The organism is Aliihoeflea aestuarii (assembly GCF_024105665.1).
Classification (GTDB): domain Bacteria; phylum Pseudomonadota; class Alphaproteobacteria; order Rhizobiales; family Rhizobiaceae; genus Aliihoeflea; species Aliihoeflea aestuarii.
Genome location: NZ_JAAAMK010000001.1, coordinates 837,717 through 862,337 on the forward strand (window position 1 = coordinate 837,717; position 24,621 = coordinate 862,337).

30 protein-coding genes are annotated in these 24,621 nt (G+C 63.4%); 13 read left to right on the top strand and 17 right to left on the bottom strand.

Going from position 1 to position 24,621, the window contains the following annotated elements; all coding sequences use genetic code 11:
• Positions 1-48 precede the first annotated feature (48 nt).
• From GTW25_RS04045 to GTW25_RS04055, 3 genes are read right to left on the bottom strand one after another with little or no spacing between them, the layout of a single operon-like run.
• Positions 49-1,236 carry an ABC transporter substrate-binding protein gene (locus GTW25_RS04045; RefSeq protein ID WP_252910707.1) on the bottom strand — a complete coding sequence of 396 codons (1,188 nt, stop codon included), beginning with the start codon at positions 1,234-1,236 and terminating at the stop codon, positions 49-51.
• Positions 1,237-1,288: 52 nt separating this feature from the next.
• On the bottom strand, positions 1,289-2,029 hold the full coding sequence (locus GTW25_RS04050) for an ABC transporter ATP-binding protein (protein WP_252910585.1): 741 nt from the start codon (positions 2,027-2,029) through the stop codon (positions 1,289-1,291).
• Complete coding sequence (locus tag GTW25_RS04055) at positions 2,022-2,777, bottom strand: ABC transporter ATP-binding protein (protein WP_252910587.1); 756 nt, start codon at positions 2,775-2,777, stop codon at positions 2,022-2,024. Before GTW25_RS04055 ends, GTW25_RS04050 begins: the two co-directional genes overlap by 8 nt.
• 336 nt (positions 2,778-3,113) lie before the next feature.
• On the opposite strand from GTW25_RS04055, the gene GTW25_RS04060 reads away from it, so the two are divergent.
• Complete coding sequence (locus GTW25_RS04060; RefSeq protein ID WP_252910588.1) at positions 3,114-4,238, top strand: AI-2E family transporter; 1,125 nt, start codon at positions 3,114-3,116, stop codon at positions 4,236-4,238.
• Positions 4,239-4,242: 4 nt separating this feature from the next.
• Here GTW25_RS04060 and msrB read toward each other — a convergent pair whose 3' ends face one another.
• The 4 genes from msrB to GTW25_RS04080 form a co-directional block, all read right to left on the bottom strand.
• Complete coding sequence (msrB, locus tag GTW25_RS04065) at positions 4,243-4,758, bottom strand: peptide-methionine (R)-S-oxide reductase MsrB (RefSeq protein ID WP_252910590.1); 516 nt, start codon at positions 4,756-4,758, stop codon at positions 4,243-4,245.
• Positions 4,759-4,948: 190 nt separating this feature from the next.
• Positions 4,949-5,509 (bottom strand): fasciclin domain-containing protein, encoded by a 561-nt coding sequence (locus GTW25_RS04070; protein WP_252910592.1) that lies wholly within the window; start codon positions 5,507-5,509, stop codon positions 4,949-4,951.
• Positions 5,510-5,959: 450 nt separating this feature from the next.
• On the bottom strand, positions 5,960-6,673 hold the full coding sequence (locus GTW25_RS04075) for an anti-sigma factor (RefSeq protein ID WP_252910593.1): 714 nt from the start codon (positions 6,671-6,673) through the stop codon (positions 5,960-5,962).
• Entirely contained in the window at positions 6,670-7,209 is a 540-nt protein-coding gene (locus GTW25_RS04080) for a sigma-70 family RNA polymerase sigma factor (protein ID WP_252910594.1), read from the bottom strand. Before GTW25_RS04080 ends, GTW25_RS04075 begins: the two co-directional genes overlap by 4 nt.
• A 131-nt stretch (positions 7,210-7,340) precedes the next feature.
• On the opposite strand from GTW25_RS04080, the gene argB reads away from it, so the two are divergent.
• From argB to GTW25_RS04095, 3 genes are read left to right on the top strand one after another with little or no spacing between them, the layout of a single operon-like run.
• On the top strand, positions 7,341-8,237 hold the full coding sequence (gene argB / locus GTW25_RS04085; RefSeq protein WP_252910595.1) for an acetylglutamate kinase: 897 nt from the start codon (positions 7,341-7,343) through the stop codon (positions 8,235-8,237).
• A 39-nt stretch (positions 8,238-8,276) separates the two neighbouring features.
• A complete protein-coding gene (locus GTW25_RS04090; protein ID WP_252910596.1) occupies positions 8,277-8,567 on the top strand; it encodes a type II toxin-antitoxin system RelE/ParE family toxin in 291 nt (96 codons plus the stop codon).
• 7 nt (positions 8,568-8,574) lie between these two features.
• Positions 8,575-8,871, top strand: a complete 297-nt coding sequence (locus tag GTW25_RS04095) for an addiction module antidote protein (RefSeq protein WP_252910598.1) — start codon at positions 8,575-8,577, stop codon at positions 8,869-8,871.
• A gap of 7 nt (positions 8,872-8,878) precedes the next feature.
• On the opposite strand, the gene GTW25_RS04100 is transcribed toward GTW25_RS04095, so the two are convergent.
• Together GTW25_RS04100 and GTW25_RS04105 are read right to left on the bottom strand one after the other, a co-directional pair.
• A complete protein-coding gene (locus tag GTW25_RS04100) occupies positions 8,879-9,178 on the bottom strand; it encodes a helix-turn-helix domain-containing protein (protein WP_252910600.1) in 300 nt (99 codons plus the stop codon).
• Between the two features lie 59 nt (positions 9,179-9,237).
• Positions 9,238-10,143 carry an EamA family transporter gene (locus GTW25_RS04105; protein ID WP_252910602.1) on the bottom strand — a complete coding sequence of 302 codons (906 nt, stop codon included), beginning with the start codon at positions 10,141-10,143 and terminating at the stop codon, positions 9,238-9,240.
• 91 nt (positions 10,144-10,234) lie between these two features.
• Here GTW25_RS04105 and GTW25_RS04110 point away from each other — a divergent pair, with 91 nt between their 5' ends.
• Complete coding sequence (locus GTW25_RS04110) at positions 10,235-10,939, top strand: pyrimidine 5'-nucleotidase (protein WP_252910604.1); 705 nt, start codon at positions 10,235-10,237, stop codon at positions 10,937-10,939.
• Here the strand turns inward: GTW25_RS04110 and GTW25_RS04115 are convergent.
• From GTW25_RS04115 to GTW25_RS04125, 3 genes are read right to left on the bottom strand one after another with little or no spacing between them, the layout of a single operon-like run.
• Complete coding sequence (locus tag GTW25_RS04115) at positions 10,936-11,190, bottom strand: hypothetical protein (RefSeq protein ID WP_252910605.1); 255 nt, start codon at positions 11,188-11,190, stop codon at positions 10,936-10,938. The genes GTW25_RS04110 and GTW25_RS04115 overlap by 4 nt on opposite strands.
• Before the next feature lie 47 nt (positions 11,191-11,237).
• Positions 11,238-11,744, bottom strand: coding sequence for a copper chaperone PCu(A)C (locus tag GTW25_RS04120; RefSeq protein WP_252910606.1), 507 nt, complete (start codon positions 11,742-11,744; stop codon positions 11,238-11,240).
• A gap of 28 nt (positions 11,745-11,772) precedes the next feature.
• Positions 11,773-12,615, bottom strand: coding sequence for an LOG family protein (locus tag GTW25_RS04125; RefSeq protein WP_252910608.1), 843 nt, complete (start codon positions 12,613-12,615; stop codon positions 11,773-11,775).
• A 216-nt stretch (positions 12,616-12,831) separates the two neighbouring features.
• Between GTW25_RS04125 and dapD the strand changes: the two genes are divergently transcribed.
• The 4 genes from dapD to GTW25_RS04145 all read left to right on the top strand — a co-directional run bounded on the left by dapD (position 12,832) and on the right by GTW25_RS04145 (position 16,025).
• Positions 12,832-13,686, top strand: coding sequence for a 2,3,4,5-tetrahydropyridine-2,6-dicarboxylate N-succinyltransferase (dapD, locus tag GTW25_RS04130; RefSeq protein ID WP_252910610.1), 855 nt, complete (start codon positions 12,832-12,834; stop codon positions 13,684-13,686).
• A 125-nt stretch (positions 13,687-13,811) separates the two neighbouring features.
• The gene (locus tag GTW25_RS04135) at positions 13,812-14,186 is read left to right on the top strand and encodes a DUF805 domain-containing protein (protein WP_252910612.1); all 375 of its coding nucleotides are present in this window, start codon (positions 13,812-13,814) and stop codon (positions 14,184-14,186) included.
• 48 nt (positions 14,187-14,234) lie between these two features.
• The gene (gene dapE / locus GTW25_RS04140; protein WP_252910613.1) at positions 14,235-15,422 is read left to right on the top strand and encodes a succinyl-diaminopimelate desuccinylase; all 1,188 of its coding nucleotides are present in this window, start codon (positions 14,235-14,237) and stop codon (positions 15,420-15,422) included.
• Between the two features lie 6 nt (positions 15,423-15,428).
• Positions 15,429-16,025: a transporter gene (locus GTW25_RS04145; RefSeq protein WP_252910615.1), complete on the top strand. Its 597-nt coding sequence runs from the start codon at positions 15,429-15,431 to the stop codon at positions 16,023-16,025.
• Here the strand turns inward: GTW25_RS04145 and truA are convergent.
• The 4 genes from truA to def are packed head-to-tail and all read right to left on the bottom strand — an operon-like array spanning position 16,013 to position 18,727.
• Positions 16,013-16,762, bottom strand: a complete 750-nt coding sequence (gene truA, locus GTW25_RS04150) for a tRNA pseudouridine(38-40) synthase TruA (RefSeq protein ID WP_252910617.1) — start codon at positions 16,760-16,762, stop codon at positions 16,013-16,015. The two genes, GTW25_RS04145 and truA, sit on opposite strands and share 13 nt — an antisense overlap.
• Positions 16,762-17,268: a GNAT family N-acetyltransferase gene (locus GTW25_RS04155; protein WP_252910619.1), complete on the bottom strand. Its 507-nt coding sequence runs from the start codon at positions 17,266-17,268 to the stop codon at positions 16,762-16,764. Before GTW25_RS04155 ends, truA begins: the two co-directional genes overlap by 1 nt.
• Complete coding sequence (gene fmt / locus GTW25_RS04160) at positions 17,265-18,194, bottom strand: methionyl-tRNA formyltransferase (protein WP_252910621.1); 930 nt, start codon at positions 18,192-18,194, stop codon at positions 17,265-17,267. Before fmt ends, GTW25_RS04155 begins: the two co-directional genes overlap by 4 nt.
• A gap of 2 nt (positions 18,195-18,196) precedes the next feature.
• Entirely contained in the window at positions 18,197-18,727 is a 531-nt protein-coding gene (gene def, locus GTW25_RS04165) for a peptide deformylase (RefSeq protein ID WP_252910623.1), read from the bottom strand.
• Positions 18,728-18,829: 102 nt separating this feature from the next.
• On the opposite strand from def, the gene GTW25_RS04170 reads away from it, so the two are divergent.
• Both GTW25_RS04170 and GTW25_RS04175 read left to right on the top strand, forming a co-directional pair.
• Positions 18,830-20,065, top strand: coding sequence for a DNA recombination protein RmuC (locus tag GTW25_RS04170; RefSeq protein ID WP_252910625.1), 1,236 nt, complete (start codon positions 18,830-18,832; stop codon positions 20,063-20,065).
• A 78-nt stretch (positions 20,066-20,143) separates the two neighbouring features.
• The gene (locus tag GTW25_RS04175) at positions 20,144-21,196 is read left to right on the top strand and encodes an Atu2307/SP_0267 family LLM class monooxygenase (RefSeq protein WP_252910626.1); all 1,053 of its coding nucleotides are present in this window, start codon (positions 20,144-20,146) and stop codon (positions 21,194-21,196) included.
• Positions 21,197-21,201: 5 nt separating this feature from the next.
• Here the strand turns inward: GTW25_RS04175 and GTW25_RS04180 are convergent, their stop codons facing one another.
• Positions 21,202-22,005 carry a tetratricopeptide repeat protein gene (locus GTW25_RS04180; protein WP_252910628.1) on the bottom strand — a complete coding sequence of 268 codons (804 nt, stop codon included), beginning with the start codon at positions 22,003-22,005 and terminating at the stop codon, positions 21,202-21,204.
• Positions 22,006-22,123: 118 nt separating this feature from the next.
• On the opposite strand from GTW25_RS04180, the gene GTW25_RS04185 reads away from it, so the two are divergent.
• Entirely contained in the window at positions 22,124-23,500 is a 1,377-nt protein-coding gene (locus tag GTW25_RS04185; RefSeq protein WP_252910629.1) for a leucyl aminopeptidase family protein, read from the top strand.
• On the top strand, positions 23,497-24,381 hold the full coding sequence (locus tag GTW25_RS04190; RefSeq protein ID WP_252910631.1) for a C40 family peptidase: 885 nt from the start codon (positions 23,497-23,499) through the stop codon (positions 24,379-24,381). The genes GTW25_RS04185 and GTW25_RS04190 overlap by 4 nt, the downstream gene beginning before the upstream one ends.
• The last annotated feature ends 240 nt before the right edge of the window (positions 24,382-24,621 follow it).

Below are 24,621 nucleotides of genomic sequence, written 5' to 3' on the forward strand. Positions count from 1 at the left end.
TGCAAAGGGCGCGCGGTTTCTCCCGCGCGCCTTTCGTCAGGTCGGGAACTACTCGACCAGCGAGCAACCGCCTTCTTCGAGCGGACGGAACGCCTGCGCGGCCGGCGTGGTCGAGACTGTCTCGTAATAATCCCATGGACCTTCCGATTCCTCTGGCGTCTTCACGCGGAAGAGGTAGGAATCGTGGGTCTTGCGGCCATCGGCGCGAACTTCGCCCTGGCCGAACAGCGGATCGTCGGTCGGCAGTTCCTTCATCTTGGCGATGACCTCCTGCGAGCCCTTGTCACCCAGCGCCTCGACGGCTTTCAGGTAGTGAAGAACGCTCGAATAGACGCCTGCCTGGACCATCGACGGCTTGTTGCCGGTCTGCTCCTCGAAGCGGGCCGACCACTCGCGGGTGCCGTCGTTCAAATCCCAGTAGAAGCTCTCGGTGAGAAGCAGCCCCTGCGCAGTCTGGAGACCGAGCGCATGGATGTCGTTGACGAAGACGAGCAGGCCGGCAAGCGACTGCCCCGCCTGCGTGATGCCGAATTCGGACGCCTGCTTGATCGAGTTGACCGTATCGCCGCCCGCATTGGCAAGACCGATGACCTTGGCGCCGGACGACTGTGCCTGCAGAAGGAAGGACGAGAAATCCGTGCCGGGGAACGGGGTGCGCACCGTGCCGACCACGGTGCCGCCGCTTGCCTCGACGACAGCCGAGGTGTCGCGTTCGAGCGCGTGCCCGAAGGCATAGTCGGCGGTCAGGAAAAACCATGTGTCGCCGCCGTTCTCGACCACGGCGCGGCCGGTGCCGTCGGCAAGCTGCCAGGTATCGTAGGTCCAGTGGATCGTATTGGGCGAACAGGCCGATCCCGTCAGATCGGATGTGGCGGCGCCGGAGTTCAGGAACACCTTGTCCAGTTCGCGCGTGATGTCATGCACCGCGAGTGCGACCGAGGAGGTGGGCACGTCGACGATCACGTCGACATTTTCCTGATCATACCATTGGCGGGCAATGGTGGAGCCCACATCGGGCCTGTTCTGATGATCTGCCGAAACGATCTCGACATTGATGCCCTTACCGGCGGCATCGAAATCCTCGACCGCCATGCGGGTGGCGATGACCGAACCCTCGCCGGCCAGATCCGCGTAGATGCCCGAACGGTCGTTCAGGACGCCGATCTTGACGTCCACGGCATAGGCCGGGGCGGCAAAGACCGCAGCGGCGATCGATCCCAGAAGAATCGTCTTCATGTTCATGCGTTCACTCCTCCTCATGCAGCGCTCAGGGCGCATGCTTCCTCACTCAGACGCCCAGATAGGCGTGCAGTTTCTCGATGTTGGCATCGAGTTCGTCGTTCAGGATGTGGTCGACCACCTTGCCCTGCTCGACGACGAAATGACGGTCCGCGACGGTCGCGGCGAACCGGAAATTCTGTTCCACCAGAACGATGGTGAACCCCTCCTGCTTCAGCCGCGCGATGGTCTTGCCGATCTGCTGGATGATGACCGGCGCAAGACCTTCGGTCGGCTCGTCCAGGAGCAGCGTCTTGGCCCCGGTACGCAGGATGCGGCCAATCGCCAGCATCTGCTGTTCGCCGCCTGAAAGCTTTGTCCCTTGCGAATTGAGCCGTTCCTTCAGGTTTGGAAACAGCTCGAAGATGCGCTCGACCGGCATGCCGCCCGGCTTGACCTGCGGCGGCAGCATCAAATTCTCCTCGACGGAGAGCGAGGAGAAGATGCCGCGTTCTTCCGGGCAATAGGCGATGCCCTGCCGCGCGATGCTGCGTGCAGGCAGCTTGATCGTTTCCTTGCCCTCGAAAGTCACGGAACCGGTGCGCTTGCCCAAAATGCCCATGATGGCTTTCAGCGTCGTCGTCTTGCCGGCGCCGTTGCGGCCCAGAAGCGTGACGACTTCGCCCGGTTTCACCTCGAAATCGATGCCGTGAAGCGCATGGCTTTCGCCGTACCAGGCGTTGAGGTCGCGCACGCTCAGGAGCGGGGCGGTGGCGGCTACCGGTTTCGTTGCGAGGGCTGCGTCATGCATGGCCGGCTCCGATATAGGCTTCGACCACACGCGGGTCCTTGGAAACGGTCTCGTAATCGCCCTCGGCGAGCACCTTGCCGCGCGCCAGAACGGTGATCGTGTCGGACAGCGAGGCGACGACCGACAGATTGTGCTCAACCATCAGGACGGTGCGGTTCGCCGCGATCCGCTTGATCAGCGCCGCGATGCGATCGATGTCTTCCTGGCCCATTCCGGCCATCGGCTCGTCGAGAAGCAGCATTTCGGGATCGAGCGCGAGCGTCGTCGCGATCTCCAGCGCGCGCTTGCGGCCATAGGACAATTCGCCCGCGAATGTGTCGGCGAAACTGGTCAGCCCGACATCGGCCAGCAATTCATGGGCGCGCTCGTCATAATCCGCCAGCACCTTTTCCGAGCGCCAGAAATCATACGAATCGCCGCGTTTGCGCTGCAGGGCGATGCGCACATTCTCCATCGCCGTCAGGTTCGGGAACACCGCCGAAATCTGGAAGGAACGGACGAGACCGAGACGGGCGATGTCGGCAGGCGACATCGCGGTGATGTCCTCGCCCTTGTAGGTGATCACGCCGCGCGTGGGCGGAAGGAACTTGGTCAGAAGATTGAAGCACGTCGTTTTGCCGGCCCCGTTGGGACCGATCAGCGCGTGAATCGTTCCACGCTTCACGCTCAGATCGACGCCTTCCACCGCGAAGAAGCCCTTGAACTCCTTCGTCAGATCGCGCGCCGACAGAATCACACTGTCAGTCATGCAGAATTGTTCCTCCTCGGCCCCCGGAGTGCGAGGTCACCTTGCGCGCAAGCCTTCCCCCGAGGCTGACAGCCGTGACACCGTTTCAATCCGGGTGCTTGTTGTTGAGTTATGAATGCACGGTGGCGCTGCATATGCAAGATCGCAGGCTCGCGTTACCGAATATCGGCTGAAAGGCAATGTTTTCCGTAGCTTACTGAAACCAGCCTTCGCTAATCATACTTAAGTCTAAGGAAGCTTGTACTCGCGAAAGTCCGGATCGCCGGCCTTCGGCGCTCAGGCATCTTCCGCCCGTGCCATCTGGACAAGCGTTGCGTTACAGGCGATGGAAATCAGGTGAACGATGCAACCACCCACTCCGCGCCTGCAAAACGCACGACGCGCGCCTCGCTCGGCTGGCGCACGGCCACAATCGCCGGCGTCGTGCTGGCGATCGCGCTCTGCCTGTTCCTGATCATCTACGCGTCGAGCGGCTTTTTGCTTCTGTTCGCAGGCATTCTCTTTGCCGTATTCCTGGATGCGCTGACGCGTGCACTCGGTTACGTCCTGCCGATCGGGCGCGGGCTTCGCCTGACGATCGTCTGCATCGTGACGTCGCTGGCCGCCATAGGGTTCGTCACCAGCGTCGGCGTGACCGCCGTCGCGCAGACACCGGATCTGATCCGCACGCTCGAGCGCGAAATCCGCGGCATCGAGCAGATGCTGCAGGAATACAACGTCGTCACCCTCGTCACCGAGGAGATCACGGACGGAAACGAAGAGGGTGGCGGCGAGGAAGCCAACGATTCCGGCTCCCGGCCCAGCGGCATTTCGGACTGGCTGCCCGATCCATCCGGCCTGTTCGGGCAGGTGCGCGCGGCTTTCGCCACCACGTTCGGCGTCATCGGCAATATCGGCGTGATCCTGATCATCGGCGTCTTTCTCGCCGCCCAGCCGCAGCTTTACCGCGACGGCGCGGTCAAGCTCGTCTCGGTCGAAAGCCGGCCGCGCTTCGGCGAGGTCATGGACGAGGTCGGCGTCACACTGCGGTTCTGGCTGATGGGACAGTTCGTGACGATGGGCATTATCGGCCTCGTCGTCTATGCGGCGCTCGCAGTCGTCGGCATGCCGGGCGCGATCCTGCTCGGGCTGACGGCCGGGGTCCTGAACTTCATTCCGGTGCTCGGACCGATCCTTGCCGGCATCCCGATCGTTCTGGTGGCCATGTCGCAGGACTGGTGGGTCGTCGGCTATGCGCTGGCCGTCTACTGCGTGGTCCAGTTCCTGGAAGGCAACGTGCTGACGCCGCTCATCCAGGGCAAAGCCGTCAGCCTGCCGCCGGCCGTGATCATGGCCTCGCTGGTCATCATGGGGCTTTTGTTCGGCTTCGTCGGCATCATTCTGGCGACGCCCTTCGCCGCCGTCATGATGGTTCTCGTCAAGCGCCTCTACATCGAGGACGTGCTCGGCGACACGGCCTGAAAGATCAGCCGGCGACGGCGTCGCGCGGCTTGAAATTCATCGCCACGCCATTGATGCAGTGACGCTTTCCGGTCGGCTGCGGGCCGTCGTCGAAGATATGGCCGAGATGCCCGCCGCAGCGCGCGCAATGACATTCGGTGCGTGTCATGAACAGCGTGTTGTCGACCTTCGTTCCAATCGCGTTCGCCTCGGCTTCCCAGAAGCTCGGCCACCCCGTCCCCGAATCGTATTTCTTTTCCGACGAATAGACGGCATTGTCGCAGCCGGCGCAGTGGAACATGCCGGTCCGCTTCTCGGTGTCGAGCGGGCTCGTGAACGCACGCTCCGTCCCTTCCTGGCGTAGCACATTGTACTGGGCATCGCTCAGGGCGGCGCGCCATTCCGCATCGGTTTTCGTCACCGGAAAACTGCCCTCCGCCGCGATGGCTGAGCCAGCGGTGCGGCGCTGGAACATGCTGCCGACAAAAGCGCTCGCTCCGATCAGGGCGGCGCCGCCATAGAGAAACTGTCTGCGCGTCATGTGACCTGCTCCTTCTTCTTCGCCCGATCCTATACGTTTCGCGTGGGCGGCGGCATCAATTCGGCTTGAGCGAAAAAACCGCCATCGCGCGCGTAGGCGGACGCGACTTTTGCGATGGCGGGTGGAAAAAACGACCGGCGGCCTTCAGCTTCGAACGGGAGAGCCATCGGCCGGTTGCCGTGACGGTTCGTTACATCTTGGGCAGGAGAACTGCGTCGATTACATGAATCACGCCGTTCGACTGCCGCACATCCGCGATCGTCGCTGTCGCGGTTCCGCCATTCTCGTCGGTGAGAACGATATTGTCGCCGTCCATCGAGGCCTTCACGACGCAGCCGCCGACCGTGGTGATATCGTGCTCGCCGCCATCGTCGGAGATCATCGTGCCGATCGCGTCGGACATGGCATCAGCGGCGACGACATGACAGGTGAGAACCTTGGTCAGTTGCTCCTTGTTCTCGGGCAGCAGCAGATTGTCGACCGTGCCTTCCGGCAAAGCAGCGAACGCTTCGTTGGTCGGCGCGAAAACGGTGAACGGCCCTGCACCTTCCAGCGTCTCGACGAGGCCGGCGGCCTGAACCGCAGCAACAAGCGTCGTATGATCGGCCGAGTTCATCGCGTTTTCGACGATGTTCTTGTCGGCGAACATCTCGGCACCGCCGACCATCGGATTGTCCTGTGCAAACGCCACACCGGCAAGGGCGGACAAGGCAACGGTTCCGGCGAGAATGGTACGTGTGAAGCTACGCATGTTCGAAACTCCTGTTTGGAGGTCCCGGAAAGGGACGCACGCGAAGAGCCACGAGACGGACGCAAGTTAAGTTTCAACCCCTCGCCGATGGGCTAAAAAGAAATCGGCCGGCAAAGCCGACCGATTTCAAGTCCTGAAGAATGCCTAAGGAGGCTGTTCAGTTTATTCGACGGGCGCCGGCGCCGTATCCACCGGAGGCGAGTCCATACCCGTGGGCTGATCCGTTCCGGCGTCGTCCGTGCATGCGGCCATCGCCAGAAGGCCAAGAGCAATAAGCGGGAAAGCGAGAATACGCTTCATGTTCTTTACCTCAAAATCCATTGAATTTCCCAACCCGACCTCAAGATAGGGGCTCAGATTTTCATGTCTAGTTATTGACAATAAACTCGCGTCACCTCTCAAAAGATGACGTGAAGCAATATTATAGTTTTGTTAATTGGAAAGGGCTGGCTAGATGCTTCGCAGGTCGCCGACTGCGACCACAGGCCCCGTCGGCTGGCCGGTGGGCGAACCGCCGCCCGGCTCCAGTGAGACGGCAAGCACCGCGCCTGCCGACAGCTTCGTCCGCAGCGTCTCCTCCGGATGGACGTCGACACGCTCGCCGGTGGCGATCACGCCAAGCGATGCCGGAGGCTCGTCGCCCTCGATCACCCATAGCTCAAAATCCTGATCGGGCGCCCTGGCGCCCGCGACGTGCGACAGGTGGATCGTTTGCGCGGTCTCGTCGTAGAACGCCAGATAACGGACATCGGTCTCGTCGCTCTCGAGCGAAGCGACGAGACGCGGCGCGGCCGGCTCTTCGGCGGGCGGCTGCATGTTCCACGCGGTCACCAGCGCCAGTGCGACGACGGCTGCGGCCGCAAGCCCGCGCCACAAGGCAAGACTGTTCCACAAGGATGCTCGCGGAGCCGTTTTCGACGAAGCAAAGAGGCGACGATCGATCGCCTGCTTGACCGCGGCGGGGGCCTCCACCGGCACATAAGCCGCTGCAAGCGGCGAGAAACTGTCTTCCCATCGATCGACGAGCCGCGCGAAATCCACGTCGGTCTCGATGCGTCGGGCCGCTTCCTGCCGTTCCGACGCCGGCAGCACGCCCAGGACGTACTCGGCGGCGAGCGCTTCGTCGCCTCCAAGTTCCGGTTCGTGATGGTCGGTCGGCGTCATCGTTCGAGGCAATCCTTCAGCTTCATGAGGCTGCGGCGCAGCCAGGTTCTCATCGTGTTGAGCGGCACGCCGTGGCGCTCCGCAAGCTCTGCGTAGCTCTCACCCACCAGATAGGCACCGCGAACGGCCGCCGCCCGGTCGGCTTCCAGTTCCTCGAGGCAGTGGTGAACCCGCGCGCCTTCGTCTCCCGCGACCGCGAGTGCTTCCGGCCCCGGCGTGGGATCGGCGATCTCCGCAGCCTCGTCGAGCCCCGTCTGCTTCACACGGCGCGTCCTGATCCGGTCGATCGCATGATTGCGCGCGACGGCCACAAGCCATGAAATCGGGCTCAGGTCCGAGACGGCATAGCGATCGGCCTTCGTCCATATCTTGACGTAGACTTCCTGCAGCGCTTCCTCGGCTTCCGCCCGATCAGTCAAGACACGCAGGCACACGCCGAAAAGTTTCGCGTTCGTCTGCCGATACAGCAGATCGAACGCCGCCCGATCGCGCATCGAGGTCCGTACGATCAGTTTGGAGATATCCGTCGCCGTCATCGCGAACAAACTAGCGTGCCCGAGCGGTTTTGCAACGGCTTCGCCAAGTTGCCGCGCGAAGCCGTTCGCATTTGCCCGCTTGGACGATTGCCGCTAAAGAGCGACCGCTTTCATTTCGCGCGAGGACGCCCATGACCACCGACAAGCTCGCAACTGCCGAAGAGCAGGCCCGCCTTCTCTCCGCCGCCCTGCCCTACATGCAGCGCTACGAGAACAAGACGGTCGTGGTGAAATATGGCGGCCACGCGATGGGCAATATCGAGCTCGGCCGCGCCTTCGCGCGCGACATCGCGCTTTTGAAGCAATCCGGGGTCAACCCGATCGTCGTTCATGGCGGCGGGCCGCAGATCGGCGCGATGCTGACCAAGATGGGCATCGAATCGAAATTCGAGGGCGGACTTCGCGTTACCGACGAGAAGACCGTCGAGATCGTCGAGATGGTTCTGGCCGGGTCGATCAACAAGGAAATCGTCGCGCTGATCAACGCGGAGGGCGAGTGGGCGATCGGCCTTTGCGGCAAGGACGGCAACATGGTCTTCGCCGAAAAGGCGCAGAAAAAAGTGATCGATCCCGATTCCAACATCGAGAAGGTTCTCGATCTGGGCTTCGTCGGCGAGCCGGTCGAGGTCGATCGCACGCTGCTCGATCTCCTCGCACGCTCGGAAATGATCCCCGTCCTCGCCCCGGTCGCGCCGGGCCGCGACGGCCACACCTACAACATCAACGCCGACACCTTCGCCGGCGCCATTGCCGGCGCACTCAGCGCCTCGCGCCTGCTTTTCCTCACGGACGTTCCTGGCGTGCTCGACAAGGACAAGAAGCTCATCGACGAGCTGACCGTGTCGCAGGCCCGTCAACTGATCGCCGACGGTACGATTTCCGGCGGCATGATCCCCAAGGTCGAAACCTGCATCGAGGCGATCGAACGCGGCGTCGAAGGCGTCGTCATCCTGAACGGCAAGACGCCGCATTCCGTGCTGCTCGAATTGTTCACCGAACATGGCGCGGGAACGCTGATCGTGCCGTGACCTACTCTTGCCAAATCGTAACCTACAGGATACAAATCATTGATCGAGGTCGTCGAAACGGATGTATTTTCCGATTGGCTTCAACGACTGCGTGATCCGCAGGCCAAAGCGCGAATTCTCGTGCGGATCAGACGCGTGGCACTTGGCAATTTTGGTGATGTCGCCCCGGTCGGCGAGGGCATTTCGGAGTTGCGGATTCATTACGGCCCCGGCTACCGGATTTATCTGGCAAGCCGTGGCGAAGCGTTGGTGATCTTGCTGTGCGGCGGAGATAAGAGGACGCAAGCGAAGGATATCGTTGCCGCAAAGGCGTTGGCGAAAAGTCTGTAGGTGATCGATGACCGTAAAGATAAGACCATGGGATGCTGCTTCGCATCTCGACAGCAAGGAGATGATCCTAGCTTATCTGGAAGCCGCATTGGAAGACGGCGATCCAGCTTTGATCGCTGCCGCGATCGGCGACGTTGCACGAGCGCGCGGAATGTCCGAGGTCGCCGCCACCGCCGGAATGTCGCGGGAGAGCCTCTACAAATCGCTTTCAACGGATGGAAATCCCGCCTTCTCCACGATCCTTAAAGTTCTTCGGGCGCTCGATCTGGAGTTGACAGTCAAGCCCCACGAACACGCCGCCTGAACAACCCTCATGGCACGTCATCGTGCCGAGCGATGCCGCCCTCGCCTTCCAGCGTCGCGATGCGCCGGCGCTCCGATTCGGTGAACTTGATCCGCACGCCCGCGCCGCGTGCGTCCTCGGGAATGAAAACGGCGCCCAGTTCTTCGAGCGCGGTTTTCAGGCGCTCGATCGCGGCATCGTCAGGCCGTGAGATCTTGCGCTCGAAAGCCTCGATGACGCTTTCCTCGATCCCTGAAATGCGCGCGAGCTTTTCACGCGAGATTTCGACGAGCGCGCGGGCTGCGCGGCAAAGCGGTCCTGTCAGCATCGGTGATCACCCCCTTTCGTGAGCCGATATCTGGTTCGCCCGGCAGCAAATTCAACCGTCTAGCCGACCAGAACGAGCACGACGATGCCCGCCACGATCAGCAGGCAGCCGGCGATCTCCATCTGGTTGATGCGCTCTTTGAAGAACAGGACCGATGCGGCGAAGGTGAAGATCATCTCGATCTGCGCCAGAGCCTTGACGATGGCCGCCTGCTGAAGCGTCATCGCCATGAACCACCCGAAGGAAGCCGTCGCGCCGACGAAGCCGGTGAAGAGCGCCGGCTTCCAGGCGCGCGCGATGCGACCGATTTCGGCCCGATCCCGCCACACCATCCACGCCGACATGATCACCGTCTGGAATACGATGACCAAGGCGAGCGTGACTGCCGCCTGCATCATGAAATTCGGCCCGCCGAGCGACAGGGACGCGGCGCGGTAGGCCACGGCCGAAATGCCGAATGCCGTTCCCGATGCCAGACCGATCAGCGCATTGCGTGCGAAGACCGAAGCGACGAGGTTGCGCCAGGTCAATTGCATATGCGCGACCGAAATCAGCATGACGCCGAAGACGCTGATCGCGATCGCCGCCACCGCGCCCGCCGATACGCGCTCGCCGAAGAAAACCAGCGCGAATATCGCGGCCTGCGCGGGTTCGGTTCGTGAATAGGCCGTTCCGACCGCGAAATTGCGGAACGAAAACAGATGGATCAGAAGGAACGTCGCGGCGATCTGGCCGAGCGCGCCCACCACGGCCCATGCGATGAAGACGGCGTTGAGGACGGGAAAATCATAGCCGGCGACGAAATGCAGCATGCCGACGAAGGCGAGCGCGAACGGCACGCCGAAGCCGAAGCGCACGAAGGTCGCGCCGGTCGTCCCCATCACGCCTTTTAGGTGCTTTTGCGCTGCCGACCGCAGGTTTTGCAGGAAAGCGGCGGCGATGGTGATGGGAATCCACAGTTCCATGCGTCGCCGCTAAACCAGACCGGCCGCAAGCGCAACGGTCCGTGCCCTGAAATCGCTTGGACCATCGGCAGGCACGGTCCATAAGGACGCCATGACAAATCGACCCGATCCCGCCCGTTTCGCTCATATCACAGACTGGGTGTTCGACCTCGACAACACGCTCTATCCGCATCACACGAACCTGTTCGCGCAGATCGACGTTCGGATGACCGGCTACATAGCAGACCTGTTGCACCTGCCGCCAAAAGAGGCGCGCGTGATGCAAAAGGAGCTCTACAAGGAATACGGAACGACGATGAAAGGTCTGATGGAGCGGCACGCCATCGACCCGGACGATTTTCTGCAAAAGGTCCACGACATCGATTATTCGCCTGTCCAGGCGGCACCTGAACTGGAAGCTGCGATCAAGGCACTGCCCGGCCGCAAGTTCATCTTCACCAATGGCGACCGCCGGCATGCCGAGAACACGGCCCGTCGGCTCGGGATCCTCGACCATTTCGACGATATTTTCGATATCGTCGCGGCAGGCCTAAACCCAAAGCCCGCGCGCGACACCTATGACAAATTCGTCGCGCTTCACAAGGTCGCCGGCCCGAAGGCGGCGATGTTCGAGGATCTGGCGCGCAATCTCGCCGCACCCAAGGCGCTTGGCATGACGACGGTGCTCGTCGTTCCGCGTAATTTCGAGCCGACCTTCACGGAAATCTGGGAGCAGGACCCTGATCACGAGGACGACGTCGATTATGTCACCGACGATCTGACGGCGTTTCTCGGCTCGATCCTCGCCAAAGGCTAGACCCGCGGATCGGATGGTCGATCCGGCACCCGGTCCACCGCATCCTCCGGCGACGAGCCGGCATTGCGAGATGGCGGCAGGTCGCCGAGCTGCTCGGCGCTCGACACGCCCGGCCGTTTGTCCTTCTCGAATTCGCCGTCGCGCTTTTCGGCTTCGTCGGGAAGCGAATCCTGCGGCCGCTCGGGATGGCCGAGGTCCTTTTCCTGTTGGTCCCGAATGATCTCGTCGTCGGTGCTGGTGCGTCCGTCCATGACGATTCTCCTTTTGAAAGAAACGCCCACCGATATCGACCGTTCCGTCAGTGACCCGCAGCCGCCGAGAATGGCGGCTCGCGCACGGCAAATGGGATGACCACATTGCCGGCTTTCTCGAAGTCGAGCGTGACCTCCACTTCATTGCCCGCGATGAGCCGACCATCCACGACCGTCAGCATCAGATGCAGGCCGCCGGGCCTCAAATCCAACCGATCGCCCGGTTCGATGGCGACGCCGCCGTCAAGCGGCCCGTCGCCCTTAAGTTCGATCCGTCCGGCCGCAGGCGAAGTCGCGCCAAGGAGCCGGTCGGAGGTTTCGCCGCGATTGAGGATGGTCAGATGAGCACTCGTCGCCTGTTCGCCCGGACGCATCGCGCCTATCCAGGCACCTGAAAGCTGCAAATCGGCCGCCATGACGGTGTCGAGATCGACGCAGCCCGACAGATGCAGCATCTGCGTCTCCGGGCAATCGTCCCTTTCGGCCACGGCCGGCGCGGCAAGCCATGCCAGCCCGACCATCGCGGCGAAGATGCGAAACGCGACCTTGCTCATTTCGACAACGGCCCTTTCCGGCCTCCCGTCACGCGATCTCGTAGAACCTGGCAATGATATCCCAAGCGTCCTGCGCGGTATCCACGAAATCGATGATATCCTGATCGCCGGGCGAAATCGTGCCCTGCTCGGCGAGAAAATCGAGATCGACGGCGCGCTCCCAGAACGCCTTGCCGAAGCAGATGACCGGCACGCGTTCCATGCGTCCCGTCTGGATCAGCGTCAACGTCTCGAAGAACTCGTCCATCGTGCCGAAGCCGCCGGGAAACACGCAGACCGCCTTGGCGCGCATCACGAAATGCATCTTGCGGATGGCGAAATAGTGGAAGTTGAAGCACAAATCCGGCGTCACATAGAGGTTCGGCGCCTGCTCGTGCGGCAGGACGATGTTGAGGCCGATGGACGGCGCGTCGACATCGGCCGCGCCGCGATTGCCCGCCTCCATCACGCCCGGCCCGCCGCCGGTCACGACGACGAATTCGCGATGGTCAAACCGTGCCGAATGCTGCGAGCACAGCCGCGCGAATTCCCGCGCTTCCTCGTAATATTTCGCGTTGGCGAGCAGGTTCTTTTTCTGAACCTCGTTCTTGGCGGCCCAGGCCTCGCCGCCCGGCTCGGGAATGCGCGCGCCGCCGAACAGGATGACGGTCGACTGGATGCCGCGCTCCTGCAAGGCCATGTCGGGCTTGAGAAGTTCCAGTTGCAGGCGCACCGGCCGCAATTCGCGCCGCGTCATGAATTCCGCATCGTCCCAGGCGAGCCGGTATGTCGGCGCGCTGGTCTGCGGCGTATCGGGCACGCTTTTCGCCCGCTCGCGGTCCTCGTCGGAATGCGACAGCGGCGACCAGCCGCCTTCGTTTTTTACGTCCATGAAACCGGCAGTTCCCTAACTCGTTGCCCATGACCCGATTCGCACGGGTCGATTGCAGTCAAACCACGAAATCACGGGCTTTGCACGCCGCCGTTTCGCTGCTCGGCTCTGATTGACCAGCCCCGGCGCTTGCCCTAGTTTCCGCGCCGACCTTTCAGCCTGCGCCAGACTTGCGGCAGCACGGCCCTTCAACAGACATGCAATGGAGCAAATTTGATGACCAGGCCCGATCTCGGCGTTCTCGAGCAAACCATCGAAGCGGCGTTCGAGGCGCGTGACGGGATCGGCACGGACACGAAAGGCGACGTGCGCGAAGCGGTCGAAGCAGCGCTCAACCTTCTCGATCGCGGAGAGGCCCGCGTCGCCGAACGTCAGGCGGACGGCTCCTGGACCGTCAATCAATGGCTGAAGAAGGCCGTGCTCCTCTCGTTCCGGCTCAACCCGATGGAGATCATCAAGGGAGGGCCGGGCGAATCGGTCTGGTGGGACAAGGTCCCGTCCAAGTTCGACGGCTGGGGTGCGATGGATTTCGAGCGGTTCGGTTTCCGCGCCGTTCCCAACGCGGTCGTCCGCCGCTCCGCCTTCATCGCGCCGGGCGCGGTGCTGATGCCATCCTTCGTCAATCTGGGCGCCTATGTCGGCGAAGGCACGATGGTCGACACCTGGGCGACGGTCGGCTCCTGCGCGCAGATCGGCAAGAACGTGCATCTTTCGGGCGGCGTCGGCATCGGCGGCGTTCTGGAGCCGTTGCAGGCCGGGCCGACGATCATCGAGGACAATTGCTTCATCGGCGCACGCTCGGAAGTAGTCGAGGGCTGCATCGTGCGCGAGGGCGCGGTGCTCGGCATGGGCGTCTATATCGGCAAGTCCACCAAGATCGTCGATCGCGATACCGGCGAAATCCACATGGGCGAGGTGCCAGCCTATTCGGTGGTCGTGTCGGGCACGCTGCCCGGCAAGAACTTTCCGAACGGCGACCCGGGTCCGAGCCTTTACTGCGCGGTCATCGTCAAGAAGGTGGACGAGAAGACGCGCTCCAAGACGTCCATCAACGAACTCCTGCGTGCCTAGACCATGATGCCGAAAAGTGGGAACCGGTTTTCGAGCGACATCATGGTCCAACTCATTAGTTTGACGCATGTCTGCGACGCCAAGTGAATCCACTTGGCTTCATCATGCTTTAGCGGAGACGCATCTTGAATCAGGCTCCCATTCTCTGGCTTTTCTTCGGTCTCAAGGGTCGCATCAGCCGCGTCGCGTTCCTGCTCGGCGGCCTGTTGATGACGGTCGTGACCTTGTTCGTGCTGTACCGCATGTCGGCGGCCGACGCCATCGAGGCCGGGGACGCCCTCGAGTTCTGGAACACGGTGCTGTCGGTCGTCGTCTTCGTCTCCTTGTGGTGTCAGGCGGCGCTTGCGGCCAAGCGCCTGCACGACATCGGGCGGCCGGGCATTTTCGCCATCGCCATGTTCGTGCCGCTGGTCAACTTCATCGCCTTCGTCGCGCTTTGCCTCATCCCCGGCGAACCGGGACCGAACAAATACGGCGCGGTCACCAACGCACCGAATTGATGCGATTGCCCGCGTGACAGCCGCGCCGCTCTGGATTATCGAAGCGGCATGACCCTAGCCACAGATCCCGCCGCCAATCTTTCGACCCTGATCCGCTGCCCTTCCGTGACGCCCGCCGAGGGCGGCGCACTTGCGGCGCTTGAAGCGATGGTGAGGCCCATGGGTTTTTCCGTCGAGCGCCCGACCTTTTCCGAAACCGGCACGCCGGACGTCGAGAACCTCTACGCGCGCCTTTCAGGCAACGGGCCGCATCTGATGTTCGCCGGTCATACCGACGTCGTGCCGGTCGGCGACGAGGCATCGTGGACGCATCCGCCCTTCGCAGCCGAAATCGCGAACGGCATGATGTACGGGCGCGGCGCGGTCGACATGAAGGGCGGCATCGCCTGCTTCGTCGCAGCCGTTGCACGCTACGTCGAAAAACACGGCAAGCTCAAGGGCTCGGTCTCGCTGCTGATCACCGGCGACGAGGAAGGGCCGTCGATCAACGGCACGTCCAAGCTTCTCGACTGGGCGACCGCCAAGGGCGAGGAATGGGACGCGTCCATCGTCGGCGAACCGACCAACCCCGAGGCGCTCGGCGATATGATCAAGTTCGGCCGGCGCGGCTCCATTTCGGGCCAGTTGACCGTCAACGGACGGCAGGGCCACGCGGCCTACCCGCACCTTGCCGACAATCCCGTCCGCGGGATCGTGCCGCTGCTCGATGCGCTCATGCATCCGCCGCTCGATGCAGGCACGGACGAGTTCCAGCCGACCAATCTCGAAATCACCACCGTCGATGTCGGCAATCCGGCCGTCAACGTCATCGCGGCGAAGGCGAGCGCCAAGTTCAACATCCGCTTCAACGATACATGGACGGCTGAAACCCTACAGGCCGAAATCCACAATCGGCTCGATCAGGCGGCGACGGACACGCGTCTGCGCACCGGACGCGACGAGCCGGTCGATTTCGACCTCGTCTGGCTCGGCCGGCCCAGCCCCGTCTTCCTGACGCGCGACGAAAAGCTGACCGCAACGCTGTCCGCATCGGTCGAGGCGGTGACCGGTCGCACGCCGAAGCTGTCGACTTCGGGCGGCACCTCCGATGCACGCTTCATCAAGGATTTCTGCCCGGTCGTCGAATTCGGACTCGTGGGCCAAACCATGCACATGGTGGACGAGCGCGTGGCTCTTGCCGATCTTGAGACACTGACGCAAATCTATCTGCGTTTCCTCGAGGACTGGTTCGGGTAGATCTCAATGCCGTCGGCCGATTACATCCAGCAATCGCTTTCCGGGGCCGCGCGCCTGATGGCCGGCAAGAAGGACGGCCTGCGGCTTCTCGACATCTCGGCCGATGGATTCTGGACGTCCTTCTTCGCCATCGTGATCGCACTGCCCGCCATGACGGTCGGCTGGGTCACACTCGCCAACGAAATCGCCTTTCAGGGCGACGGCATCGGCAGCCGGCTGTCGATCGTGCTCCGGCTGGCGGCGATCGACATGCTGGCATGGATCGTGCCGCTTGGCCTGCTCGCGCTCGTCGCGCGCATGGCCGGCATTGCGAACCGTTTCGTCCATTTCGTCGTCGCCTCGAACTGGGGTGGCGCGATCTATGTCTGGGTGATGCTGCCGCCGTCGCTGGTGCGGCTGTTCTGGCCAGATGCAGGTGAAAGCGTCACGGCCGTGTCGCTCGGCCTGTTCTTCTTCACCATGGTTCTGTCATGGCGGCTCACCAATGCCGTTCTCGACAAGGGGCCGGCCTTTGCGACCGGCGTCTTTTCGGCGATGTTCCTCGCCTCGCTGGTCGTTCTCTTCACCCTGCAAGGCGTGTTCGGCCTCGTTCAGGCCGGATAGTCGACCCGGATCAGGAAAAGCCCGTCCGGCGGGGCGACCTGCCCGCACCGCGACCTGTCGGCGGCATCGAGCGCGGCGCGCACATCCGCCGCGCTCCAGGCCCCCTCGCCCGTGCGTTTCAGCGTGCCCACCATCGAGCGAACCTGATTGTGCAGGAACGAACGGGCGGAAGCGCGGATTTCGATGATGTGGCCATTTCGCGTCACGTCGAGTTTGTCGAGCGTGCGGATAGGGCTGTTGGCCTGGCACTGGACGGAGCGAAACGTCGTGAAATCATGCTTGCCGAGCAGCGTCTGCGCGGCCTCGTGCATGGCGGCGGCGTCAAGCGCCTTCGGGACATGCCATGCCCGGTTCCGATCGAGCGCGGCGGGCGCACGCCGGTTGAGGATGCGAAAGAGATAGTGCCGCGCGGTTGCCGAGAAGCGTGCGTCGAACTCCTCGCCCACCGCCCGCACGGCCAGCACGGCAATTGCGTCGGCGGCGAGTTTCAGATGCGCGTTGAGCGCACCCATCAATTTGTCTTCCGCCCATTCGCGATCCAGATCGACATGGGCAACCTGCCCCGTGGCGTGAACCCCGGCATCCGTGCGCCCCGCCCCGCGGATCGTCACGCGCTGCGCCGTGAACCGGAAGATCGCGTCCTCGATCGCCTGCTGTACGCTCGGCAAATCCGCCTGCCGCTGCCAGCCGGCATAGAGCGTGCCGTCATATTCGATGTCGAGCCGATAGCGCGGCATCAGAGCGCCGAGAAGGCGGGCGCGTAGATCAGTTCGCCCATGGAGGGTGCCTCGGGCGAGAAAGCCAGCGCCTGTAAGGCCTCGCCCTGATAGTCGCTCTCGAATTTCGCCGCGCGCGTGTGGCTGTAGCCGAAACGGCCGTAATAGGCAGGGTCGCCGAGCACGACGGACAGTTCCTCGCCAGCCTCTCTGAGCATATGATGCGCGTTCTCGATCAGCGTCGAGCCGACGCCGGTCCTACGGCTTTCAGCCCGCACGGCCACCGGCGCGAGCGCCACCGCATCGGCGCTGCGGTTCCTCGTTTCCACCCGCAGGCGGGAAAAGAGGATATGCCCGTAAAGCTGCCGTTCGTGGATCGCGACGAGTTCGAGCACGTCGTCGCCATTTTCCCGCAAGGCATCGGCCAGGCGCGCCTCGCCCGGTCCGCCGAACGCTTCTTCGATGAGCCAGCGCACATCTTCGGCGTCGCCCGCTTCGAAAGGCCGGATCACCAGACCGCGCTTCATAGAACGTCGCCTTTCTCCAACCCAGCGCCGCGCAGGAAATCCGTCGCAGCCATCGGGTTGCCGCCCGCTCGCTGCACCTCGACGAGGTGCACGGCGCCGTCGCCGCAAGCGATCGTCAGCGCATCGTCGAGCAGCGTTCCCGGCGCCCCATCGCCTTCTCCGACAGTCGATCGCAACACTTTCAATCGCTCGACCTTGCCACCGATCGTCGCCTCGCACCATGCGCCGGGAAACGGCGAAAGGCCACGGATGCGATCATGCACCTCGCGCGCCGGTATCGACCAGTCTATTCGCGTCTCGTCCTTCGAAATCTTGGCGGCATAGGTCGGCTCGCCCGACTGCGGCGTCGTCGCCAGCGTTCCCGCTTCCAGCAATGCCATCGCCTCGACCATCAGTTCCGCACCGACATCGCGCAAGGCGTCGTGAAGCTCGCCGGCCGTCATGGCGTCGCCGATCGCGATCTTCCGAGTCAACGCGACGGAGCCGGTGTCCAGCCCCTCGTCCATCTTCATGATCATCATGCCGGTCTCGCCGTCGCCCGCCATGATCGCGCGCTGGATGGGCGCTGCGCCGCGCCAGCGCGGCAGAAGCGAGGCATGACCGTTGAACGCGCCGAGCCGCGTGCCATCGAGAATCGCCCTGGGCAACAAGAGTCCGTAGGCGACGACGACCGCGACATCGGCGCCGAGCGCGCGAAACGCGTCCTGCTCTGCCTCGCCATTTAGCGATGTGGGGGTACGCACCTCGATACCGAGTTTTTCGGCGGCTTCCTGCACCGGCGATTTCTTGAGTTCCAACCCGCGCCGGCCTGCGGGACGCGGCGGCTGCGAATAGGCGGCGACGATGTCATGCCCGGCATCGGCCAGCGCCTTCAGCGTCGCTGCCGAGAATTCCGGCGTGCCCATGAAGACGACGCGCAAACCCATGCTTAAACTGCCAGGCGCGAGGGCGCCTTGTCGCGCGCGAGCTTCTTGAACTTGCGCACCACCATGTCTCGTTTCAGCTTGGAGATATGGTCGATGAACAGCACGCCGTTCAGATGATCGATCTCGTGCTGAAGGCATGTCGCCATCAGGCCGTCGGCGGTCATCTCCCGAGCCTTTCCGTCGCGGTCGAGATAGGTCACCGTCACGGTCTCGGGCCGTTCGACTTCGGCATAATAATCCGGGATCGACAGGCACCCTTCCTCATAGACCGAGACATTCTCGCCCGATGCGACGATCTGCGGATTGATGAACACATGCGGGGTCTTCTCGTCGCCTTCCTTGGCGAGGTCGATGACCAGCATGCGCAGCGGTTCGCCGATCTGGATCGCGGCCAGGCCGATGCCGGGCGCGTCGTACATGGTTTCGAGCATGTCGTCGGCAAGCTTGCGGGTCGCGTCGTCGACGCGTTCCAGCGGCTTCGAAACATCCCGCAGAACGGGATCGGGCAGAATGATGAGAGGCTTGATCGTCATCGCCGTGAGGTAATCCGCCGCGCGGCGAACGTCAACGCTTTGCCGTGCAAACGTTCACGTTTTGATCTTATATTGCCTCGCCGAATCGTCTAGCATCGGCCAATGAACGCATCCGAACCGCTTCTTGCCGCTCCGCTCCTGCAACTGGGCGCGACCACCGTCACGCTCGGTCACGCGCTGATTGCGGCCATTCTGGCCGTCGTCGCACTGGTGATCCTCCTCGTTCTCTCGCTGGCGCGCACCGCCCGCGCGCAGGCGGAGGCGGCCGAGGAAAACGCGGCCCGCGCCCGCGAGGCGGATGCAAGGCTCGCCGAGATCACGCGCGCGCAATCCGAGATGCAGGGGCGCATGGGCACCATCGCGGAGGTCTTCGGCGCGCGGCAGGCCGAACTCAATAAGGCAATCGGCGAGCGGCTCGACGGCATGACCTCGCGGCTTGGCCATTCGATCACCGAACAGACCAAATCGACCCACGAGAATCTGGCGAAACTTCAGGAGCGGCTTGCGGTCATCGATACGGCGCAGTCGAACATCCAGTCGCTTGCCGGACAGGTCGTGCAACTCCAGCACATCCTGTCCAACAAGCAGACGCGCGGCGCGTTCGGGCAGGCGCGCATGGAAGCGATCGTCGCGGACGGCCTGCCGAACGGCGCCTACGAATTCCAGACGACGCTGTCGAACGGCAGCCGGCCCGACTGCACGATCAGGATGCCGAACGGTGCGCCCGATCTCGTCATCGACGCGAAGTTTCCGCTGGAATCATGGAACGCGATCCGCGCGGCGGCCGAGGCGGAAAACCCGGACGCGCAGAAATACGCGTCGCAGAATTTTCGCCGCGACGTCGAGGTGCATCTGAAAGCCATCTCGGAAAAATATCTCATTCAGGGCGAAACGCAGGCCACGGCCTTCATGTTCGTGCCGTCCGAATCGATTTTCGCGGAGATCCACGAGAATTTCGAGGCGCTGGTCCAGAAGGCGCATCGCGCGCGCATCGTCATCGTCTCGCCCTCCCTGTTGATGCTGTCGATCCAGGTCATCCAGGCGGTACTGAAAGATGCGCGCATGCGTGAGCAGGCGCATCTGATCCAGGGCGAGGTCGTGCGCCTGATGGAGGACCTCGGCCGGCTCGACGAGCGCGTGCGCAAGCTCCAGACCCATTTCGGGCAGGCGAACCGCGACATCGACCTGATCCTGACCTCGACGGAAAAGCTGACCAAGCGCGGCGAGAAGATCGAAGCGCTGGAACTCGACGGGCCGCAGGTCGAGGACAAGACGGAGAGGCGGTCGGCACAGACGCAGTCGGGTTCGCTCAAGCTGCGCGTCGTCGACGACGAATAGACTGTTCACACCCCCGCGACTGGCATTTTACCGCCGCTGTCCATACGTCTGCCTTCAATTGATGAAGGAATAGCGCCCATGGAAATCGGCCTTTACACATTCGGCGATGTCGGCACCGACCCGGTGACCGGCAATGTCACGACGCCGGCGCAGCGGCTCACCAATCTCGTCGAGGAAATCGAACTTGCCGATCAGGTCGGGCTCGACCTTTTCGGCCTCGGCGAGCATCACCGGCCGGACTATGCGGTGTCTTCGCCAGCCGTCGCGCTGGCTGCCGCCGCGCCGCGCACGAAGAACATCCGCCTTTCGAGTGCGGTGTCGGTGCTGTCGTCGGACGACCCGATCCGCGTTTTCCAGCAATTCTCAACGCTCGACAATCTGTCGAACGGCCGCGCCGAGATCATGGCCGGGCGTGGTTCCTTCATCGAATCCTTTCCGCTCTTCGGCTACGATCTCGGGGACTACGACACGCTCTTCGCCGAAAAGCTCGAAATGCTGATCGCGCTCAACGAGAACGAAATCTTCTCCTGGGACGGCGGCAAGCATACGCCGCGCGTTTCCGAACGCGGGGTCTATCCGCGTCCCGTCCACGGCAGGCTTCCGATCTGGCTCGCCGTCGGCGGCACGCCGCAATCGGTGGGCCGCGCCGCTATGCTCGGCCTGCCGCTGGCGCTCGCCATCATCGGCGGCGAGCCGGCGCGCTTCGCGCCCTTCTTCAAGCTCTATCGGGAAGCTGCGGAAAAGTTCGGCCGCGATCCATCGAGCCTCAAGACCTCGATCAACGTCCATGGCTTCGTCGGCGAGACGCGCAGCGAAGCGGTCGGGACCTTCTATCCCGCGCAGGCCGAAGTGATGAACCGGATCGGGCGCGAGCGCGGCTGGCCGCCCACGAGCCGGGCGCAGTTCGACGCGGCCGCCGGTCCGCGCGGTGCACAATTCGTCGGCGACGCGAGCGAACTCACCGACAAGATTCTGGCGCATTACGAGATTTTCGGCTTCGACCGCTTCGTCATCCAGATGGCGATCGGCGTGATGGAGCACGCGAAACTGCTGAAAGCGATCGAAATCCTCGGCACGCGCGTCGCACCGGCCGTAAAGAAGGCCGTCGGCGCGCGGCAGACGGCCGCCTGACGGGTTCAGCCTTCCTCGCGCGCCAGATCGTTCCAGGCGTTCTGCTGAACGAGCATGGAACGCAGATAGGCGACGTTCGCCTGTGCCTGTTCGGGCGACAGTTCGCGCGTGGCGATGGCCTCCGCATCGGCGAATCGCCCTTGCAGGCCGACGACGAGCGCGAGATTCTGGCGCACGCGGCTGTCGGCACCCGGCTGCGCGACAGCGTTCTGAAGATGCGTTTCGGCCCCTTTCAGATCGCCTTCGAGCAGATGCGACATGCCCAGATTGGACAAGACGCTCGGATCGTTCGGCGCAAGGTCGAGCGCTCGCGTATACAGCCGGCGCGCATCGGCCGGCTGGCCGAGCTGGTCGAGGATGGCACCCTCGGCCGACATCAGCTTCCAGTCGGGATATTCGGGTGTCTGGGCGCGGCGCACGGCGTCCAGCGCCGGCTGGAGATCGCCGGCCGCCGCCAGCGCCTTGCCGTAGGCCGCGAGCACGCGGCGTTCCTCCGGATGATCGATCGCAGCCTTGCGCATCACGGCAAGCGATTGGTCGGCGCGGCCGTCCATCTGGAGGACTTCCGCATATTGCATGGCGACGTTCATGTCGCCGGGATTGCGCTTGTATGCGTTGCCAAGCTGGTTGGCCGTCGCGCGCAGTTCGGGCGCTGTCATCTGCGTGACCGAGCCCGTCACGGTGCGGTCGACCGACCCCGTCGTCATCTGCCGCACATTCGCGCACCCGCCAAGGGCAAGCGTGGCTGCGAGCGCAACGAGCAGGCTCGCCCTCTTGCGCCCTGATGCAATTTCGCGATTGATCGACATGAGCCCGACCTCCACAAAGGACCGGTGCAAACGCACCCGTTAACAGGTCGAGCAATATTCCGTTAACCCTAACGGAGCGTTAAAAGAACGCAGACCGCCTCGCGCATCAGGAGAGTTCATGCCGATCGAGATCACCGACAAGCCGCTTTCGGGCGCCAGAACGATCCACGTCGTTTCGAAAGACGGCGTCGAAGCGGCCGCGGTGGACGCGCCGGGGCATAGCTGGGCCAAGGCAAACGGGTTTTCCGGCCAGGCGGGACGGGTCCTCGTCCTGCCCGACACCACGGGCGGCATCGCCGGCGCGATGGCGGGTACGGGCGAGGAAACCGGACCGCTGCGCTCCCTGTCCCTCGGCCGCCTTGGCCGCGAGCTGCCCTCCGGCGACTGGACATTCGCACCGGGCGGTTACGATCCGCATCTTGCCGCGTTTGCCGTGCTGATCGGCTCGTATCGCTTCGGGCGCTACCGCAAGGAGAATTCGCGCGAGATCCGCGTGCAGCTTCCGGCAGGAGCCGACCTTGCGCGCGTCACGCGGGAGGCCGAGGGCGTCTGCCTTGCACGAGACCTGATCAACACGCCGACGAGTGACATGGGACCGGCCGAACTCGAAGCGGCAGCGCGTGAACTTGCAGCGCGCCACAAGGCGAAAATCGCCACCGTGGAGGGCGACGCACTCCTTAAGCAGAACTTCCCGATGATCCACGCGGTCGGCCGCGCCTCGGCGAGCGCGCCCCGCCTCATCGACCTGACCTGGGGAGCGAAGGACGCGCCGAAGGTCACGCTCGTCGGCAAGGGCGTGTGCTTCGACACGGGCGGGCTCGACATCAAGCCGGCCAGCGGCATGCTCCTGATGAAGAAGGACATGGGCGGCGCGGCCAATGTGCTCGGCCTCGCCTCGATGATCATGGCGGCGAAGCTGAACGTTCGCCTGCGCGTGCTCATCCCGGCTGTCGAAAACGCCATCTCCGGCAATGCTTTCCGGCCCGGCGACGTTTTGACCAGCCGCAAGGGGCTGACCGTCGAGATCGGCAACACCGACGCCGAAGGCCGGCTGGTGCTCGCCGACGCGCTTGCGCTGGCCGACGAGGAAAAGCCGGGACTTTTGATCGACATGGCGACGCTGACGGGCGCGGCGCGCGTGGCGCTTGGGCCGGACCTGCCGCCCTTCTTCACCGACGACGAAGCCCTCGCCGCCGCACTCGGGCAAGCCGGCGACACGGTTGCCGATCCGGTCTGGCGCATGCCGCTCTGGAAGCCCTACGGCAAGAAGCTGTCCTCGCGCATCGCCGATCTCAACAACGTCACGACGGACGGTTTCGCCGGCGCGGTCACCGCCGCGCTCTTCCTGCAGCGCTTCGTCGAGAATGCGCAAAGCTGGGTTCATCTCGACGTCTTCGGATGGAACCCGGTCGAAAAGCCGCATGCGCCGGTCGGCGGCGAGGCGCAGGCGATCCGCGCACTGATGCACGTCCTCGAAAGCCGTTTTGCCAAATGATCGCGCTAGACCGCCGTCTTCATGCTTTCCGCCCGGACCTGGCCAGCGAGACGCTTCGCGGAAAGGTTGATGCCGCGCGTTTCGTCGAGGGCCGGCTCGCGCAGGTGAGCGCGCCCGTTCTGGATTTACAACCCGAACCGCGCGCCGACAGCGGAATCGACACGCAGCTCCTGCATGGCGCGCATGTGCGCGTCTTTGACGAAACCGAGGGCTGGGCGTGGCTTCAGGCCGAGACCGATGGCTATGTCGGTTACGCGCCTGTCGCGGCGATCGGGCCGGTCGAAGTACACACCCATATCGTCACCGCGCAGCGCAGTTTCGTCTATCGCGGGCCGGACCTGCGATTTGCGCGCAGCGACGTTCATTCGATGGGCGCGACGGTGCGCGTCGTGGGAGAGAGCGAGGCGCGCGGCACACGCTACGGCCTTCTGGAAACCGGCGAGGCGATGATCCTCGATCATCTGCGTCCTGTCGGCCACCGCGAGACCGACTACGTCACCGTCGCCGAGCGGTTCGAGCACACACCCTATCTGTGGGGCGGCACGTCCGGCTTCGGGATCGACTGTTCCGGCCTCGTGCAATTGTCGATGCGCATGGCAGGTCTCGACGCTCCGCGCGACACCGACATGCAGGCGTCGCGCATCGGCTCGACGCTGGATGTCGGCGACGATTTTGCCGGATTGCAGCGCGGCGATCTCGTCTTCTGGAAAGGCCACGTCGCGATCATGACCGACGCAACGTCGATGATCCACGCCAACGGGCATACGATGACGGTCGCCCGCGAGACGCTCGCGGGCGCGGTCGAGCGGATCGGCTATCTCTATGGCGGACCGACCGGGTTTCATCGGCCCCTCGGTTTTGAAGCACCGGGTGGAGGTTAGGTCGAGGCATGGATTCCTGTGACGAGCACAGGAATGACGGCCTTGAGGAGAAATGCCAATCTTCAACCTCAAAGACTGGCGTAAACATTCCTGCAATCGTCATTCCTGTGCTGGTCACAGGAATCCTGTGTGTTCGGGGTGGTGTAGAGTGAATGCGGGAAGGATACCGTCGGAATCCTGATCCGCCTGCTGGCGAGACCGAGGCTTGGCCGGGTCCCTTCCCGCATTGCCACCGTCAAC